The organism is Faecalicatena contorta (assembly GCF_022835095.1).
GTDB classification, from domain to species: domain Bacteria; phylum Bacillota; class Clostridia; order Lachnospirales; family Lachnospiraceae; genus Faecalicatena; species Faecalicatena contorta.
The window spans coordinates 658,933-676,567 of sequence record NZ_BQNQ01000001.1 but is presented as its reverse complement, the minus strand read 5'-3'; the positions used below and the strand labels follow the sequence as shown (position 1 = coordinate 676,567).

Genomic DNA, 17,635 nt, shown 5'->3' with positions numbered 1-17,635 from the left:
AGCAGGCCTTAGAAATTCTAAGAAGCAGCCAGCCGCGAGAGTGGGGAGCTTTTATGATTCCGAATCATAAAAGCGGATGGCCCAGCGCGAGAAATCATGAGATTTCTCGTGATGTGCCATCCCGTGCCCCACTCTCGCGGCTGACTGCTTCTTAGAATTTCTTAGGTTCTGTGTTCGCAATTTTGAACGGTATGTGTGCCCTTAGGAGGCTGGCGGCTATCCCTTCATTTTGCGCCCCCTCTCCGCAATACCAAAGCTTACATCCCAAACTCTACTTGCAAAAAAGCCCCGGATGTTGTATATTTAGGGGGTATACATGCTTTGAGCAATTACGCAATAAAATAATAAAGGAGTGAACAGATAATTGGACTCGAGTGATGCCATACAATTTGTTATATTAATCGTTTTATTGATACTGTCTGCATTTTTTTCATCCGCGGAGACGGCGCTTACCACGGTGAGCAAGATCCGCATGCGTTCTCTGGCAGACGACGGAAATAAACGGGCCAGGATGGTTCTGGACGTTACGGAAAAGCATTCCCGTAAGATGCTGAGCGCAATCTTAATCGGCAACAACATTGTAAATATTTCCGCTTCCTCATTAGCCGCCACACTGGCCTACAGCTTCGGTGGTTACATGGTCAGCATTGCAACGGCAATCCTGACAGTTGCGATCCTCGTATTCGGAGAGATTACTCCAAAGAGCATAGCAACCTTAAATGCAGTGAAGCTGTCTCTTGCCTATATCCCGGTGATCCGGGCATTTATGGTGGTGATGACCCCATTTATCTTCATCATTAACCTGTTCTCACATGGAATTCTGTTTATATTCCGCATTGATCCCAATGCCAAGAACAGCGCCATGACAGAGGACGAACTTCGTACCATCGTAGACGTAAGCCACGAAGACGGAGTCATTGAATCCGAAGAAAAAGAAATGATCTACAATGTGTTTGACCTGGGCGATGCCCGTGCTAAGGACGTTATGGTGCCGCGTGTCCACGTGACATTTGCAGATGTAAACAGTACTTATAAAGAACTGATTGATATTTTCAAAGAAGACAAATTCACACGTCTCCCTGTTTATGAGGATACAACCGATAATGTTATCGGTACCATTAATATGAAAGATCTTCTGCTTTTTGACAGTACGGCGCAATTTTCTGTGCGCAACATACTGCGCGAAGCATATTTTACTTACGAATATAAAAATATATCCGAGCTGCTCGTGGAAATGCGGGATGCCTCTTTTAATATCGCTATTGTGCTGGATGAATACGGTGAAACAGCCGGCCTTGTTACTCTGGAGGATATTCTGGAGGAAATCGTTGGGGAAATCCATGATGAATATGACGAGAAAGAAGATGAATTCGTAAAACAGCTTGGCGATAATGAATATATTATCGAAGGCTCCATGAGCCTGGATGATGTCAATGACCGTCTGGATCTGGAACTGCAGTCTGAGGATTATGACTCCCTCGGCGGTTTTATTATAGAGCATCTGGACAGGCTGCCCGAAGTGGGTGACGAGGTTACAACAGACAGCGGAATTATGCTGGTCGTTGAAACACTGGATAAGAATAGGGTAGAAAGTGTACATGTCTATCTGCCTGAAAAGAAAGTATCTGATAAAGAGGACGGAGATTCCGAAGATCCGGATGATGTCCCGCCAAAAAAAGAATATGGAGAACGGCATAAAGAATACGGCGGATCCTAATTCTGCCATGCCAGTCATCCTATCGGACTTCCAAATGGTGTCAGAACTGCGCGTAAGCAGTCAGGCTCCATGCGGAGGTCCGATTTTCTTTGGCGGACAGGAACATCCTTGCGTTTTCTACATATCATAAAATAGAACAATGTGAAAGGAATCTTTACTTATGCCTTATTCAATCATGTTAGATGCAGGACACGGAGGGCGTGACCCAGGCGCCGTATATAATGGACGCCAGGAAAAAGACGATACTCTGCGCCTTACATTAGCCGTTGGTGAAATTCTTCAGAACCATGATATCGACGTACAATACACCAGAACTACGGATGTATACGAATCTCCTTATGAAAAAGCAATGGAGGCAAACAATGCAGGGGTGGATTTTTTCATTTCCATACATCGGAACTCTTTTCCCACAGACAACGTAGTATCAGGAGTGGAGTCACTGGTATATGATCTCTCCGGAATCAAACTTCAGATGGCTGAAAATATCAATGAGCAGCTGGAGGCCGTAGGATTTGTGAATCTCGGCGTAAAGGCGCGCCCCAACCTGGTGGTGCTCCGCCGCACAAAAATGCCCGCTGTTCTGGTAGAAGTTGGGTTTATCAACTCCAACACAGATAACCAGCTTTTTGATGACAATTTCGACGCAATCGCCCAGGCAATCGCTTCCGGAATCCTGGACACCCTGGAAATGGATCATGTCATCGATCCACCGGGATATAAGGTACAGGTGGGCGCTTTCCGAAATCCAACCTATGCAAACCGGCTGCTGAATGAACTACTGGAACAGGATTTCCCGGCATCTATTGTAGATACAGACGGATTCTTCCGGGTTCAGGTCGGCAATTATGATACTCTGGACGATGCAACAGCCATGGAGCAGCGTCTCAAAAGAGCCGGCTATCCAACCATTATTGTCAGCCGTTAATAGCTGTCCCTTTTGCCTGCGGATTTTCCTGCCATGCAGCTCCCACGATATGGCAGGATTGTCTGCTGGATATGTATGGATTCCCAACATTTGATTTTTTTTCTATTTGTGTTAAACTGGAAATAATATTGGCTGTCCATGCAGGAATGGAGGAATACTATGGAAAGCATTGAACAAATAAGTACCGGGCTGTCGGGGGCAGACGAGGTAATCGGCGGCCTCCGGCCTGGTGATCATATCATCTGGCAGGTGGACACTCTGGAGTCCTACGCATTTGCCGCCCGTCAATTTGTCAGACAGGCTGCCGCGGACCGCAGGCGCATCCTTTATATACACTTTGGCAGTCACGCGCCCCTGGTGGATGATGCTGCACTGAAAGACGAAGGCGCTGATTTTCAAATGTATACCATTGATGTCTGCCATGGTTTTGAATCTTTCACCAGCGATATATACCGGATTATCACAGCAGAGGGGAAGCACGCCTTCTATCTCTTTGACTGTCTCACTGACATGCAGCAGCACTGGTGCTCCGATTTGATGATCGGGAATTTCTTTCAGGTGGCCTGCCCTTATCTGTCGGAGCTCGAGACGGTTTCCTGTTTTGCACTTGACAGGAATGCCCATACGCCGGATACCATTGCCCGGATCCGGGAAGCTGTCAGGCTTCTTTTGAATCTCTATTTTGTAGACGGAAACTATTATCTGCACCCGCTGAAGGTCTGGGAGCGCTACTCCCCCGTTATGTTTCTGCCTCACCTGCTAACAGAGGCCGGCGCAGAGTGCATCACGGACAGTGCAAGCTCTGCTGAGTTATTTTCCAGGCTCCAGGTCCATACAAAAAAACTGGATTACTGGGATGTAAGCTTTGAGGAGGCCAAGCCCTATCTGAACGCCGCTTCCGCAGAGCAGGCATATGTAAAAGAGAACCTGCTGAATCTTCTCATCGGACAGCGCTCCAGAATTGCCTCCCTGAGCAGGGAATACTTCACACTGGCGGATCTGATCCAGATCGGCAGCCGGGTGATCGGAACCGGATATATCGGCGGCAAGTCGGTGGGAATGCTTTTAGCCCGCAAAATACTGGAAACGAAAATCCCGGATTTTTACCGGGAACATATGGAACGGCACGATTCCTATTATATTGGCTCGGATGTATTCTATACTTACATTGTACAAAATGGCTGCTGGCGCCTCCGGATGGAACAAAAGTCGGAGGAAGGATATTTCCGTGCGGCTCCCGAACTTCGGGAAAAGCTGTTGACCGGGCATTTTCCTCCTGCAATCAAGGAGCAGATCATGGTCATGCTGGAATATTACGGCCAGTCTCCTATCATTGTCCGCTCCAGCTCTCTTCTGGAAGATAACTTCGGAAATGCATTTGCCGGAAAATACGACAGTTTCTTCTGTCCCAACCAGGGATCACCGGAAGACCGCTATGATGCTTTTCTTGAGGCCGTGCGCAAGGTGTATGCCAGTGTCATGAGCCAGGAGGCTCTGGAGTACCGCAAGAACCGCGGTCTCTCCGGCGAGGACGAGCAGATGGCCCTGCTGGTACAGAGAGTGTCCGGCGATTACCACGGCAAATACTTCTTCCCCCATTGTGCCGGAGTTGGTAATTCTTCTAACCTGTTCGTTTGGGATAAGAACACCGATCCGTCCAAGGGGATGCTGCGTCTTGTATTCGGAATGGGCACCCGCGCCGTAGACCGGGTTAATTCGGACTATCCGCGGATTGTCGCGCTGGACAAGCCGGAGCGCCCTCCCCTGCTCAACTATGGAGATGAAAGGAAATTTTCCCAGCACTACGTGGATGTGATTAATCTGGAGGAAAATGAATTCCAGACCGTGCCCATCGAGGACACCGCAGGCCTCCCTCTAAAGACCAATATCCGGCTCTTCATGGAACCTGACTACGAGCTTGCCAGGCATTTCCGTGAAATCGGACAGCCGGGCCGCAAAGTTCCGGATATTGTCAGTTTCACCCGTCTGCTGAGACATACGGATTTCCCCAGGGCGCTGGAAAATATTCTGGCCATATTATCGCATACTTACGACTATCCCGTTGATATTGAATTTACCTGCAACTTCAATAAACAGGAAGATTACCGGATCAATCTGCTGCAATGCCGCCCCCTGCAGACAAAGGGTCTGGGAAAAACCGTAGAATTCCCTGAAAATACGGGCAGGGACCGCAGCTATTTTTCCTCAAAAGGAAACTTTATGGGTGGAAATGTCCGGCTTCCGGTTCACTATATCATTTTTGTGAAAATTAAACCCTATCTGGAACTGAACGAGCATCAGAAATATGCCATAGCCAACCAGATCGGCACCTTGAACCGTCTGCTTCGGAACCGCCACGCCGTCCTGATCGGCCCCGGCCGCTGGGGAACCACCACGCCCGCCCTGGGTGTCCCGGTACGTTTCACAGACCTGTGCAGCATGGAGGCCATCTGCGAAGTATCCTACGAGAATCTGGGCCTGATGCCCGAACTCTCCTACGGAAGCCACTTTTTCCAGGATATCGTAGAATCCAACATCTTCTACATCGCCCTGTTCCAGGGGGACAGCCAGGTGCACTTTAACGAAGAAAAAATACTCGCACACCCAAACATCTTGGAGAACCTGCTAAAAGAAACCACCGAGGAAGAAATCTATTCCGACGTCATCCATGTAGCAGAACTTCAATCAGAAGGGGTGGAGATATACTCCGATATTGTGGGGCAGCGGGTGGTTTGTGTGTAGAGGGAGGTCGCCTGTGGAGAGCGGGAGGGAAAGGCTGCGGAAAAACACGGCGGGTGATTTCGAATCTTTCCATTTGCGAAGAGCCCGTAACATCAAAGCGGGAGCCTCACATGGTCCAACAGCATTCACTGCGTAATCCTGATGGATTACACAGCTCAGGCTGTTTCAGAATCTGCTTCGGAAGCAGATTCTGCCCATGTGAGACTCCCGCTTTGATGTAACGGGCTCTAATCGCGCATTCTACGCTTCCGAAATCACCCGCCGTGTTTTTCCGCAGCCTTTCCCTCCCGCTCCCCACAGGCTACGTGCATCCAGCCGGTAGGTTCGCGGATCATAATCTCGGACGGGGAATAAAACGGTTGCAGCGGATTGAATTCCTACACAGGAACAAATCGACTAAAGAGGTATCCTCGAGTTGCTTATCCTCACTCAGGCCTTTACCATACGCTTAACCATTCCCATCCGCAGCTCCCGCCCCCATTCCCTCCCTGTTTATGACCTCCCATCCGCCTTGATGCACCAGCGAAGTGTCCGGATGGACGGAAGGCTGCGGGGGTGTATATGCCCTTTTAAACTGCTCAGAGTGCGCTAAGTGCTCCTTGGGGAGAATACTGCAGGGAATGTGGGAGGAAACATGATTCCGAATCATGTTTCCGGATGACCCAGCGTGGGAAAATATCAATTTTCCCATGCTGTGTCATCCATGCCCACATTCCCGGCAGTATTCTCCCCTAGGAGCACTTAGCAAACGGCCGCAATTTAAAAGGGCATATACACCCCCGCAGCCCTCCCGTCCATCCGGACACGGAGCATCCCTCCGTCTAGAAATATCCGTCTGGTATCCCCATAAACATAATCTGCCCCCCTTTTGTGCCGCCCCCAGGACCCAGATCGATTATCCAGTCGCTGTTTTGGATAAGCTGCTGGTTATGCTCTACGACCACTACGGTATTTCCGGCATCTGTTATGCGGTTCAGGAGTTTCAGGAAGTGTTCGATGTCGATTGGATGCAGGCCGGTTGTGGGCTCATCCATGAGATACAGGTTTTTTCTGCCTGAACTGTTCCCGATTAATTCTTTTGCAAGCTTGAGGCGCTGGCACTCTCCTCCCGATAATGTTGTCAGGCTTTGGCCCAGTTGAAGATAGCCCAGGCCTGCTTCCTGGAGAACCCCCAGGATTTTTGAGATTTTGGGGATGCCCTCAAAATGGCCGGCGGCTTCTTCTATGGAAAGATCCAGGGTCGCTTTGATGGAAAGACCTTTGTATTTGACGGACAGCACCTGCTGCTGGAACTGATTTCCGCTGCACACGGGGCATACGGCTTTTGTATCCGCAAAGAACAGCATATTGTTGTCCACATAGCCCAGGCCCTGACAGTTCTCGCATCTGCCGCCTGGGGTATTGAATGAAAAATGCCGGGAAGTCAGCCCCGCCTTTTTTGCAGACTCAGTTTTGGCGAAGACCGCCCTGATTTCTGTATATACTCCGGAATAGGTTGCCGCATTTGAACGTTTCATTTTCGAGATCGGCGCCTGCCCAACCTCTATGATATTGTCAAACTGTTCCAGCCCTTTTACTTGATTCCCCGGTTTTACCGCGGAACTGTCTGCCGGGCATAGATGGTCTGATTTCCCTGTGTGCAATTGGTTTTGCGCTGTTTTTGCCCTGCCTTTTGCAAGAACTTCGAAAATAAGGGTTGACTTTCCGGAACCTGAGGGGCCTGTAATGGCAGTAAAACAGCCGACTGGAATATCTGCGGAAAGATGATCCAGATTATATTTTACGGCGTTCTGAATCCGGATCTTTCCCTGCGCACTCCGGTAATCCTGTTTCCCAGGATGGGGGGCCAAAAGATAGGTTCCTGTCACGGATGATTTCTGCCTCATGATCTCTTCCAGGGTACCGGATGCGATGATTTCTCCCCCATGTCTGCCGGATCCCGGACCGATATCTATGATATAATCGGCTGCAGCCATGATATCGGTATCGTGCTCAATCACGAGCACCGTATTCTCCAGATCCCGCATCTTTTTTAGTATTTCCAGGAGGCCCGCCGTATCTTTGGGATGGAGCCCCGCAGTGGGTTCGTCCAGTATATAAATCACACCGGATAATTCCGAGTCCAGTGCGGCCGCCAGACGCAGCCGCTGCAGTTCCCCTCCTGACAGAGTAACGATCTGCCGGTCCAGAGACAGATAACCCAGCCCCACTTTGATAAAGCGGTTCAATTTAGTCTTTATATCCCGGATATAGGCGTTTACAAGCGCTGCATGCCGTTCTGCCAAGGAAACTTCCATCTGCCGGATCCAGTCCTCTAATTGTTCCAGGGAATAAAACGACAATTCCGGCAGGCGGGTGCCATTTACAGTCACATTTCTGCTCAGTTCGCACAGACGCTCGCCTTTACAGTCCGGACAGTCGACAACATCAAAATACGCCTCCAGTTGTCCGGCTTCCCCATTCTTATCTGCCAGCCGCCTCCATAATATCGGCAGCACTCCTTCGAACCTGCCTGCAGCCGCTGTTTTAGAAGGACTGATCCTTGGGAATTCCGTTTTAACCCGGCTGCTGTCTATGCCGTTGTATAAAATCTCTTTTTGTATCTCACTGAAACGCTCTACGGGGATGTCTTTGCCCCCTAAAATGCCGTAATGCCCAAAAGCGGCATATAAGACTCCGGTCTGATATTTTCCATACTGCTTTTCCCAAAAACGAACCGCACCGTTTTCCAGCGACAGGCTTTCATCAACCGCCTGTTCTTTTTTCACGGTGTGCACTTTTCCCAGTCCCTCGCAGGCCGGGCAGGCTCCTTCCTTTGTATTAAAAGAGAAATAGGTGCGGGTAATCTTATCCATTCTCCTCCCACATTTACTGCAATACATATAGACGTAGAAATCCGCATTGATCTTCTCCGTCTCTTCCCTGCAGTCTGCCGCCGAAATAATCCCGCCGCAGTGCGGGCAGGTACGCACCCCCAGCTTCTCATAGATCATCCGCAGATCCGTATATATATCCGACTGGGTTCCCACCGTAGAACGGGGATTTCTGTTCCCATCCGTCTGGGAAATTAGAATGGCCGGGGAAGCGCCCTTAACGCTCTCTACATCCGGCTTGTGGATTCCCTCCAGCGTAATTGCCTCGAGATACTGCCTCTGGCATTCTTGAAACAGAACATCGATCAGCAAAGTGGACTTGCCCGAGCCGGAAAGTCCCGTGAATACAACCAGTTTATTTTTGGGTATTCGCAGTGAAACATGTTTCAAATTGCCTTCGTTGGCACCAGTAATTTTGATATCACTCATGTGATACCTCCTCTTCTTCATTTTTGCCGGACACCGCACATCCATTTTCAGGTTACATAATCTCAGTATACAATATCACACAGAGGAAGGGGGATTTTTTAGTGTCTGTAACGGGATACTGGAATTAGGCTGCAATCGGCCGCTGCAGAAAAAGGAAGGGAGACAGGACTTCTCCTGTTTCCCTTCCTTTCCGGTTACGCCGGCCTGCCACGGCCGTCTACCCTATAACAAGCCCTTCCGTTTCCATAACCTGAATGACTTGATTTACATGTTTTTCGCAGATTTCGTCTGTTGCGGCTTCTACCATAACGCGGATGACTGGTTCTGTTCCGCTTTCTCTGACGAGAATACGTCCCTCGCTGCCCAGGGCCGCGGTTACTTCCTCTACCGCTTTCTGTACCGCAGGATTTTCACGCGCTGTTTTTTTGTCTGTCACGCGGACATTCTTCAGCAGCTGGGGATAAATTTTTACATCCTCGCACAGTTTGGCAAGGCTCTGCTTCTTTTCCATAATGACTTCCATGATCATCAGGGAAGTCAGCACACCGTCTCCGGTCCTTGCGTGCTTGCTGAATATGATATGGCCGGACTGCTCCCCGCCCAGCACGTAACCGTTCTGAAGCATGTTCTCATACACGTATTTATCGCCGACTGCCGTCTGCTCATAGTTCATGCCCACTCTATCGCAGGCTTTGTAGAGCCCCAGATTGGACATCACCGTTGTAACAATGGTGTTATCCTCCAGGCGGCCCTGCTCCATCAGATACTTCCCGCAGACATAAAGGATCAGGTCGCCGTCTACTACATTGCCGTTTCCATCTACTGCGATACACCTGTCCGCATCGCCGTCAAATGCAAATCCGACATCCAATTTCTTTTCCCTTACATACTGCTGCAGAATCTCTATATGTGTGGAACCGCAGTTGGTATTAATATTTGTTCCGTTCGGCTCATTGTTGATGACATAGGTTTTAGCCCCCAGTGCATCATAAACGCTCTTTGCAATGCTGAATGCGCTTCCGTTTGCACAGTCCAGTCCGATCTTCATGTCTTTAAATGACCGGGTAGCAAGTGAAATCAAATGTCCGATATAGCGGTTTCTTCCTGCCGCATAGTCAATTGTACAGCCGATGTCTTCCTTTGTTGCCAGAGGAAGTTCTTCGATCTCACCGTCAATATAGGCTTCTATCTTTGCTTCAACTTCGGCTTCCATCTTATGGCCCTGACCGTTAATCACCTTGATTCCATTGTCGTAGAATGGATTATGGCTGGCAGAAATCATCAGGCCGCAGTCAAAGTCTTCCGTCCTCACAACATAAGATACGCTCGGTGTTGTTGTAACGTGTAGCAGATATGCATCCGCTCCCGATGCAGTTAAACCCGACGCCAGTGCATATTCAAACATATAACTGCTTCGTCTTGTATCCTTGCCGATTACGATTCTGGCCTTGTGCTCCCGGCCAAAATACCAACCCAGATAACGGCCTACCTTAAAGGCGTGCTCCACTGTCAATACTACGTTTGCTTCTCCTCGAAATCCGTCTGTCCCAAAATATTTGCCCATATACTTTTCCTCTTATTAATTTGTCTGGTTACATATAATAATGCTTCCTGTTATGGCAGCATTTATTATCATTATATTCTCATCTTCTCCAGGATACAACTATTTTTTACATACGCTGGACTGCTCAATCATTACTATTCACGGCCGCAGGCCGCGCATAGTAACGCCCATTCTCCCCAAAGTCAGTCTTTGTGTACATTACTAGCCTTCCATTTTTTCGATAATTGCTCTTGCTACGCAGATCCCATTGGCTGATGCCTGCTGGAGTCCCCGCGTCACTGCCGCCCCGTCTCCCATGGCGCGCAGGCCTGAAACATTTGTTTCAAACTTTTTATCTACAATGACTTTGTTAGAATAGAATTTTACTTCTACACCATACAGAAGGGTCTCATCACTGGCAATTCCCGGTGTCACTTTATCCAGAGCCTTGATCATCTCATCGATGGAAACCATGATCCGGTGCGGAAATACAAGTGACAGATCTCCCGGCACCGCGTCTTTCAGCGTTGGTGTGATATTATTTCGAAGCAGACGCTCTTCCGTTGTCCTGCGGCCTCTGCGGAAATCACCGTATCTTTGGAGCAGGATTCTGCCGCCGCTCAGCATATTACCGAGCTGGGCAATATGTTTCCCATATTCGGTCGGAGTTTTGAAGGGTTCCGTAAAGTTCTTGGACACCAGAAGCGCAAAGTTGGTGTTATGCGTCTTCATGTCTTTTGATTTATATGCATGCCCGTTCACAACGGCCAGCCCATTTTCATAATATTCCGTTGCCACCTCACCGGATGGATTCGTGCAGAATACTCTTACCTTATCATCAAATGTAGGCGTATAGTACACCAATTTCGCTTCATAAAGTTTTTCATTGAGTTCCTGCATAATCTCATCACGGACTTCTACACGGACGCCTACATCGATTGTTCCATTTTTCGTCTCGATATCATGCCCCTTGCAGATGTGTGAAAACCACTCGGACCCCTCTCTTCCTACTCCCGCCACGACCTCCGGCGCATAGAAGGTTTCTCCTTTATCTGTCACGATTCCCTTTACAGCCCCATCCTCGATGATAATATCCGTCACCATCGTTTTAAACAGGATTTCCACACCTGCGTCCAAAAGATGATGCTGGAGGCGCGTGTAAATCTTATAGCCTTCCTCCGTTCCCAGATGGCGGATCGGACATTCTATCAATTTCAGATTGGCACGGATTGCTTTGGAACGGATATCAGTAATCGCCTGCTGGTCTTCAATACCATACACCTTTTCATCGGCTCCGAACTGCAGATAGATACTGTCCGCTTCGTGAATCATTTCCGTTGCTTTATCGTACCCCAATATCGCCGGAAGCGTTCCTCCAACATCCGGTGACAGAGACAGCTTGCCGTCAGAAAACGCACCGGCCCCGGCAAAACCGGTTGTAATCGAACAGGGCTTGCAGCCCACGCACACCTTTGTCTTCCGTTTTGGGCACTGCCTCTCTTCAATGCATCGGCCCTTCTCAACCATCAATACACTCAGATCCGGCTTCTGACGCTTCAGTTCATACGCACAGAAAATCCCGGACGGACCTGCACCAATAATTATTACATCATACTGTTTCATCTTATCCCTCAGCTTTCTCTGAATTTAATTTTCATGTCCTCTAAGTTATTCGAAATGTGTGGGAATTGCGTGGGGGTCTGACCCTTTTGCAAAGGGGTCAGACCCCCACGCAATTCCCACACACTTCCCACAATAGAATAGTATCATACAATTTTCCGGAGAACAAGGCTATACAATTCGCTCAATTTAGGGTAATATATAAGAAGTATAACTTATTATAATGAAGCAAGCCTTATATCTAAGTTTTCTGCGTCTAGTGTACATCGAATAATCATTAACTTGCTGTTATTTTTCGACGTACCAGCCGGAGCCTTGAGTATAAGGCCTTTATAAATATAACTTGGAGGTTTTATATGATTAAATTAGTAGCCAGTGATCTCGACGGCACCCTTTTGCAGGGAGGTGCGCAGGAACTTCCCCCGCGCTCTATTGAACTGATACACAAGCTGACAGAAAAAGGCATCCATTTTGTCTCCGCCAGCGGAAGGCAGTATGATAACCAGCGCATTGTATTTGATAAGATTAAGGACGAGATCTCCTACATTGCCGAGAACGGCGCCCTTTGCATCCACCAGGGTAAAGTGATATCACGTGCCTCAATCGATGACAGCCTTGCTGCCAGAATTATTGCAGAAATCAAACGGGAGAAACACTTTGAGATCGTCGCATCCCGGGAGGACGCCTGCTTTATCGAGGACAATGATCCAGCCTTTGTCAATCACATCGTAAATGTGATGCACAATACTACCAGAATCGTCGACGATATCTCAAAAATCGAAGGCCCTTTCTTAAAAATAGCAATCGGCAACATGTCAGACGGTCCTCATATCGTAGATAAATATCTCAAGCACCTGCAGGATATGTTCAGTAATGAAATCAATGTAGTAACATCGGGAAATATCTGGATCGACTTTATCACCCCGGGCGCCAACAAAGGAACCGCACTGGAAAAAATGATGGAGCTTTTCCATCTCAAACCAGAAGAATGCATGGCCTTCGGCGACCAGTATAATGACATCGAGATGCTCCAGTGTGCCGGCACCAGCTATGCCATGTCCAATGCGGCGCCGGGGATCTCCTATTACTCCACTTACGTAACAGACTCCGTAGAAGAAGTACTCGAAGATCTCATAGCGGAACTTGGATGAGTAAGGGCTGGGTAGTCGAGGAGGTCCGCCAGGCTGAAGCGGAGGGCGCAATGGCGGCGGGAGACACAGCATAGCTGGCGCCAGTACAAACAAATAAAAGAGACGGAAAACCAGGGTGAAAATTGTGATTCCAAATCACAATTTTCCCTGGATCCAGCGCGCGAAGCCTATCAAGGCTTCGGGTGATGTGTCCAGGCTGCCCTGGTTTTCCGTCTCTTTTACTTTACTCCGGCTTACAGCCGTTCCCCCGCTTCCAGCCATCCCTATGTCCGGGGCCTGCGGCGTCCCTTCCCAATCCACCTGCATCCCTAAGCCAAAACTAACGGTATCTCTTCTGCTTCTGCGCGGTTAACATAGTCTTTGTTCACTTGATTGTCTGTTATGATCTGATATACATCTTTTAATGGACAGATTACGGACAAGTATCCGCCGCCGAACTTGCTGCTGTCCGCCAGTACATATATTTTTTCCGTTGCTTTTAGAATTGCCTGTTTAACCTGCATCTGGGATGTGGCTACGGACGTGATCCCCACATCAAAATTAATTCCATGTACGCCTATAAATGCCTTATCCACATGAAATCTGGATATGTCCTCTACTGCTTCGTCTCCTATTGTGGCCGCCAGGTTTCCCCCCACCGGTCCACCTACCATATACAATTCAACATGCTTTAATCCGGCCAGCTCAATACCTGACATGAGTGAATTGGTCACCACCGCTATGCTTTTTTCCGGATGCTGCTTGATATGCAGCGCTAAGTAGAAGCTGGTAGAAGAATCATCGATGATAATTGTGTCCCTGTCTTCAATGCACTCATACGCACTCGCTGCAATCGCTCTTTTCTTGTCCGTGTTCCGATAAATGCTTTCTGCTGAATACTTTTTCTGAGGATTCTCTTCTATTTTAAGCGCACCTCCATGAGTACGGATCAGAAGACCAGCCCGTTCCATACATTTTATGTCGTTCCTGATTGTAACTTCAGAACACCCCAGCTCTGCACTCAATTCATTAACACGAACCTTTCCTTTCTCTTCAAGTTCCTGCAATATTTTTCTTCTGCGTTCCTCCATATTTTTCTCCCTATGAATTTCAGAAAAGTAACCTAATCCACACACCACAATTATAAGGAAATATGACGGTTTCCTATTATCATATTTTAGCATACTTTGGAGCCCACAAGAACAGCATTTTTCCAATTTTTTCCATTTTTTTAAATTTTTTTAACAAATAACTCAAACCTGCTTCCGTTATCCCCAAATTTCTGCTTCGTTTTACATACTTGCTCGTATAAAAATAACAATAATCTCCCTCATCCAACTACAATCTGCTTTCTCCATTTCTTCAAAAAATAATAAACAGTTTGCTCATAGCCCGAAGCTAACCGACTGGTTTTTCCTGCGTGGTGATCCTTATGAGAAGGTTGACAGTACGATTATTCCAAATTCCCGGACTTTATTTAAACTGCAAAAAAACACACAGTCCAATGCAGATCTTAGACTGTGTGTTTCATTCAGATTAGTTATTTATATTTCCAAATATCTTCTTCAAAGACTCCTCATAAGGCGGCCATGCGATACCATACTCCGTCACGATACCGGCGATCAGTTCATGGTCTGTTACGTCAAAGCATGGATTGAACACCTTCACACCCTCCGGCGCCATACGGTTCTCATACCACATCTCCGTTACTTCCTCTGCAGAACGTTCCTCGATCGGTATTGCATCTCCGGCCGGCAGCGACATATCGATGGTTGAGGTGGGTGCACATACATATAGAGGGATGCCGTAATATTTGGCAACCGCGGCTACTACGGAAGTTCCAATTTTATTTGCCGCATCACCGTTCGCGGCTACCCTGTCGCAGCCTACGAAGATAGCGTCAACCCATCCCTTTTTCATAACCGCTCCCGACATATTATCGCAGATCAGGGTCACATCCATGCCCGCCTCCTGCAGTTCAAAAGCAGTCAGCCGCGCCCCCTGCAGCAGAGGTCTTGTCTCATCAACAAAGAGTCGGAATCCATATCCTTTTTCCTGCCCAAGGTACATCGGCGCGGTCGCCGTACCATATTTTACCGCTGCGAGTTTGCCCGCATTGCAGTGGGTCAGCAGTCCATCACCGGGCTTTACAAGAGTCAGTGCATTTTCACCGATCCTCCGGCATACATCAATGTCCTCTTCTCTGATGCGCTGTGCTTCCTTTAGAAGCAGTTCTTTCACATCTTCCACCCGGCAGTCCAGGCTGGCCGTACTTTCTTCCACTACAGAAGCCATCCGTTCCAGCGCCCAGAAAAGATTCACGGCGGTTGGCCTGGATGTCGCCAGATACTCCTTCGCCCGCTGAAAAGCTGCGCGAAATTCCATCATATCATTCGTCTTCAGATCCTTAACCGCCAGATAAACACCTATGGCGGCCGTCACCCCGATAGCCGGAGCCCCCCTTACTTTCAACAGGTAAATAGCCTCCCAGATGTCTTCAATATCAGTCAGGGAAAGCAGCTCGATCTTTCCGGGCAGCTGCGTCTGGTCAATAATCACCAGCGCGCCATTCTCCTCATCCAGAGATACCGTATCATATTCAAGAATTGTTTTCGCCATAAATCAATTCTCCTTTACCTTATATTATCAAAGCAGGCGCCCCCGCTTTAATTTCCTTTACAGAAAAAGGGCTATTCCCACCTGTCCTCAATATCACTAATCATATCCACCCGCCTCTGATGGCGTCCGCCCACTTCGAAGTCCGTATCCAGCCACACTTCCACGATCATCTTCGCAAGCTCAGGCCCAATCACCCTTGCTCCGAATGCCAGAATATTGCAGTTGTTATGCATTCTGGCCATCCTTGCAGTAAATGGCTCGCTGCAGACTGCCGCACGGATCCCTTTTACCTTATTCGCAGCCAGTGAGATACCAAGTCCAGTCCCACATATCAGGATGCCCTGATCCACCTCATGATTTACAACCGCCCGCGCGACGATCTCGCCATATTTGGGGTAATCGCAGCTCTTAGCACAATTTGTGCCGTAATCTACCACCTCATGTCCTCTTTCCTGCAAAAATTCAATAATCTCCGCTTTCATCTCCAACGCTGAATGATCGTTGCCAATACCTATTCTCATCTTTTCCACTCCTCAGTAAAATTTATAAGCCTGCGTCCTTCATCTGCAGTGGTACAGATCTGCCCCGGCAGATAAAACCGACCTTTATTTTATTGTCTACCATCAAGTCTGAAATGTCAAGTAAACTAGTTTTCTTAATACTGCCCTCCGAAGAATATGGTAACAGTTCAGACAGAACTGAACTGTTACACATCCAGCTCATTAAAATCCACCTGGGGCGAAGGGCCGGATGCCTGCAGCCACAATGTTTCCGTACGGTCAGCGCAGTAAATGCGCAGATCTGTCTGAGCTATTGCAGAGTATGTGCAGTCATAATTTCTCCCAAACGATAATATTACAGAGCCAGCCGGAATATCTTCTCCACATCTTCTTTTCCAAGTTTTACAAATCCGCCAAGTGATCCGCCTCTTCCGTCACCGTAGCAGCTCTTTTCCGCCATGGCAGGGATATCTTCTTCCTTTGCGCCAAGTTCCGCGAAGGATACCGGCATCCCAATTGAGCTGAGGAAGCACTTGAAGGCATCAATTCCTGCAATCGCAGTGTTCATCGGATTTTCGAAGTCCATCTGGCATCCCCACAGCCTGACTGCGAGCTGTGCAAATCTCATCGGATTGTGTTCCACGGTGTACCGCATCCACGCCGGGAATATGACTGCAAGCCCTGCGCCGTGTGCACAGTCATACATTGCGCTAAGCTCATGTTCGATATCATGGCTGGCCCAGTCCTGCTGTCTGCCCACACCGCATGTATTATTGTGTGCAACCATACCTGCCCACATTATATTTGCGCGCGCTTCATAATGATCCGGATCAGCAATTACACGGGGTACTTCTTTTACCATGGTTAGAAGTACGGCCTCACAGAGCCTGTCTGTAATCTCAACCTCAGTTGAGTTTGTAAAATAGCGCTCCAGAACATGCGCCATAATATCGGTTGCACCGCATGCTGTCTGATACGCCGGCAGCGTCTGCGTCAGCTCCGGATTCAGGATGGAAAAAGCCGGACGCATTGCTTCTCCAGTAGCGCCGCGCTTGAACATGCCCTCTTCTTTCGTGATCACGGAATCTGGTGATCCCTCACTGCCGGCCGCCGCGATCGTCAGAATGGTACCCACGGGCAGCGCTCTTTCAACCGCCTTCCCCTGATAAAAGTCCCAGAAGTCGCCTTCGTAAACCGCCCCTGCGGCTATCGCTTTCGCGGAGTCAATCGTACTTCCCCCGCCAACAGCCAGTATGAAATCCACACCCTCATTTCTGCACAGATCGATCCCCTCATATACCAGTCCGCTCCTCGGATTCGGTTTCACGCCCCCAAGCTCGACATATTCAATTCCCTCGGTCTCCAGGGATACCTTCACTCTGTCCAAAAGGCCGGAACGCTTTACACTGCCGCCGCCATAATGAATCAAAACCTTACTTCCCCCAAAGCGCTTTACGTAATGCCCTGTCTCCGTTTCTTTTTCTCTGCCAAACACAAAATAAGTAGGACTGTAAAATGTAAAATTTTCCACAATATT

12 protein-coding genes are annotated in these 17,635 nt (G+C 48.5%); 4 read left to right on the top strand and 8 right to left on the bottom strand.

The genetic code is table 11. The features are described 5' to 3' along the window. Positions 1–364: 364 nt before the first annotated feature. From MWG26_RS03005 to MWG26_RS02995, 3 genes are all read left to right on the top strand, one after another. Positions 365–1,717, top strand: coding sequence for an HlyC/CorC family transporter (locus MWG26_RS03005; protein WP_025654593.1), 1,353 nt, complete (start codon positions 365–367; stop codon positions 1,715–1,717). Between the two features lie 160 nt (positions 1,718–1,877). Further along, complete coding sequence (locus MWG26_RS03000; RefSeq protein WP_025654592.1) at positions 1,878–2,642, top strand: N-acetylmuramoyl-L-alanine amidase; 765 nt, start codon at positions 1,878–1,880, stop codon at positions 2,640–2,642. 159 nt (positions 2,643–2,801) lie between these two features. Beyond that, positions 2,802–5,384, top strand: coding sequence for a PEP/pyruvate-binding domain-containing protein (locus MWG26_RS02995; RefSeq protein ID WP_117440890.1), 2,583 nt, complete (start codon positions 2,802–2,804; stop codon positions 5,382–5,384). A gap of 821 nt (positions 5,385–6,205) precedes the next feature. Here the strand turns inward: MWG26_RS02995 and MWG26_RS02990 are convergent. From MWG26_RS02990 to MWG26_RS02980, 3 genes are all read right to left on the bottom strand, one after another. Further along, entirely contained in the window at positions 6,206–8,686 is a 2,481-nt protein-coding gene (locus MWG26_RS02990) for an excinuclease ABC subunit UvrA (protein WP_044926316.1), read from the bottom strand. A gap of 217 nt (positions 8,687–8,903) precedes the next feature. Then, a complete protein-coding gene (gene glmM / locus MWG26_RS02985; RefSeq protein ID WP_025654589.1) occupies positions 8,904–10,250 on the bottom strand; it encodes a phosphoglucosamine mutase in 1,347 nt (448 codons plus the stop codon). A 201-nt stretch (positions 10,251–10,451) separates the two neighbouring features. Further along, positions 10,452–11,852, bottom strand: coding sequence for an NAD(P)/FAD-dependent oxidoreductase (locus MWG26_RS02980; RefSeq protein WP_025654588.1), 1,401 nt, complete (start codon positions 11,850–11,852; stop codon positions 10,452–10,454). Between the two features lie 353 nt (positions 11,853–12,205). On the opposite strand from MWG26_RS02980, the gene MWG26_RS02975 reads away from it, so the two are divergent. Then, positions 12,206–13,000 carry an HAD family hydrolase gene (locus tag MWG26_RS02975; protein ID WP_025654587.1) on the top strand — a complete coding sequence of 265 codons (795 nt, stop codon included), beginning with the start codon at positions 12,206–12,208 and terminating at the stop codon, positions 12,998–13,000. A 135-nt stretch (positions 13,001–13,135) separates the two neighbouring features. Here MWG26_RS02975 and MWG26_RS02970 read toward each other — a convergent pair whose 3' ends face one another. The 5 genes from MWG26_RS02970 to MWG26_RS02950 form a co-directional block, all read right to left on the bottom strand. After that, positions 13,136–13,306 carry a hypothetical protein gene (locus MWG26_RS02970; protein WP_153919777.1) on the bottom strand — a complete coding sequence of 57 codons (171 nt, stop codon included), beginning with the start codon at positions 13,304–13,306 and terminating at the stop codon, positions 13,136–13,138. A gap of 2 nt (positions 13,307–13,308) precedes the next feature. Continuing rightward, the gene (locus MWG26_RS02965; RefSeq protein ID WP_025654586.1) at positions 13,309–14,070 is read right to left on the bottom strand and encodes a DeoR/GlpR family DNA-binding transcription regulator; all 762 of its coding nucleotides are present in this window, start codon (positions 14,068–14,070) and stop codon (positions 13,309–13,311) included. 445 nt (positions 14,071–14,515) lie between these two features. After that, positions 14,516–15,598: an S-methyl-5-thioribose-1-phosphate isomerase gene (gene mtnA / locus MWG26_RS02960; RefSeq protein WP_025654585.1), complete on the bottom strand. Its 1,083-nt coding sequence runs from the start codon at positions 15,596–15,598 to the stop codon at positions 14,516–14,518. A gap of 71 nt (positions 15,599–15,669) precedes the next feature. Further along, a complete protein-coding gene (gene rpiB / locus MWG26_RS02955; RefSeq protein ID WP_025654584.1) occupies positions 15,670–16,119 on the bottom strand; it encodes a ribose 5-phosphate isomerase B in 450 nt (149 codons plus the stop codon). Between the two features lie 334 nt (positions 16,120–16,453). Beyond that, a complete protein-coding gene (locus MWG26_RS02950) occupies positions 16,454–17,629 on the bottom strand; it encodes an iron-containing alcohol dehydrogenase (RefSeq protein WP_025654582.1) in 1,176 nt (391 codons plus the stop codon). Positions 17,630–17,635 lie beyond the last annotated feature (6 nt).

Excerpts from the sequence above, each read along its gene's own strand:
- MWG26_RS03000 (WP_025654592.1), top strand. The coding sequence starts at position 1,878 with ATGCCTTATTCAATCATGTTAGATGCAGGACACGGAGGGCGTGACCCA.
- MWG26_RS02995 (WP_117440890.1), top strand. The coding sequence starts at position 2,802 with ATGGAAAGCATTGAACAAATAAGTACCGGGCTGTCGGGGGCAGACGAG.
- MWG26_RS02990 (WP_044926316.1), bottom strand. The coding sequence starts at position 8,686 with ATGAGTGATATCAAAATTACTGGTGCCAACGAAGGCAATTTGAAACAT.
- glmM (WP_025654589.1), bottom strand. The coding sequence starts at position 10,250 with ATGGGCAAATATTTTGGGACAGACGGATTTCGAGGAGAAGCAAACGTA.
- MWG26_RS02980 (WP_025654588.1), bottom strand. The coding sequence starts at position 11,852 with ATGAAACAGTATGATGTAATAATTATTGGTGCAGGTCCGTCCGGGATT.
- MWG26_RS02975 (WP_025654587.1), top strand. The coding sequence starts at position 12,206 with ATGATTAAATTAGTAGCCAGTGATCTCGACGGCACCCTTTTGCAGGGA.
- MWG26_RS02970 (WP_153919777.1), bottom strand. The coding sequence starts at position 13,306 with ATGCAGGTGGATTGGGAAGGGACGCCGCAGGCCCCGGACATAGGGATG.
- MWG26_RS02965 (WP_025654586.1), bottom strand. The coding sequence starts at position 14,070 with ATGGAGGAACGCAGAAGAAAAATATTGCAGGAACTTGAAGAGAAAGGA.
- mtnA (WP_025654585.1), bottom strand. The coding sequence starts at position 15,598 with ATGGCGAAAACAATTCTTGAATATGATACGGTATCTCTGGATGAGGAG.
- rpiB (WP_025654584.1), bottom strand. The coding sequence starts at position 16,119 with ATGAGAATAGGTATTGGCAACGATCATTCAGCGTTGGAGATGAAAGCG.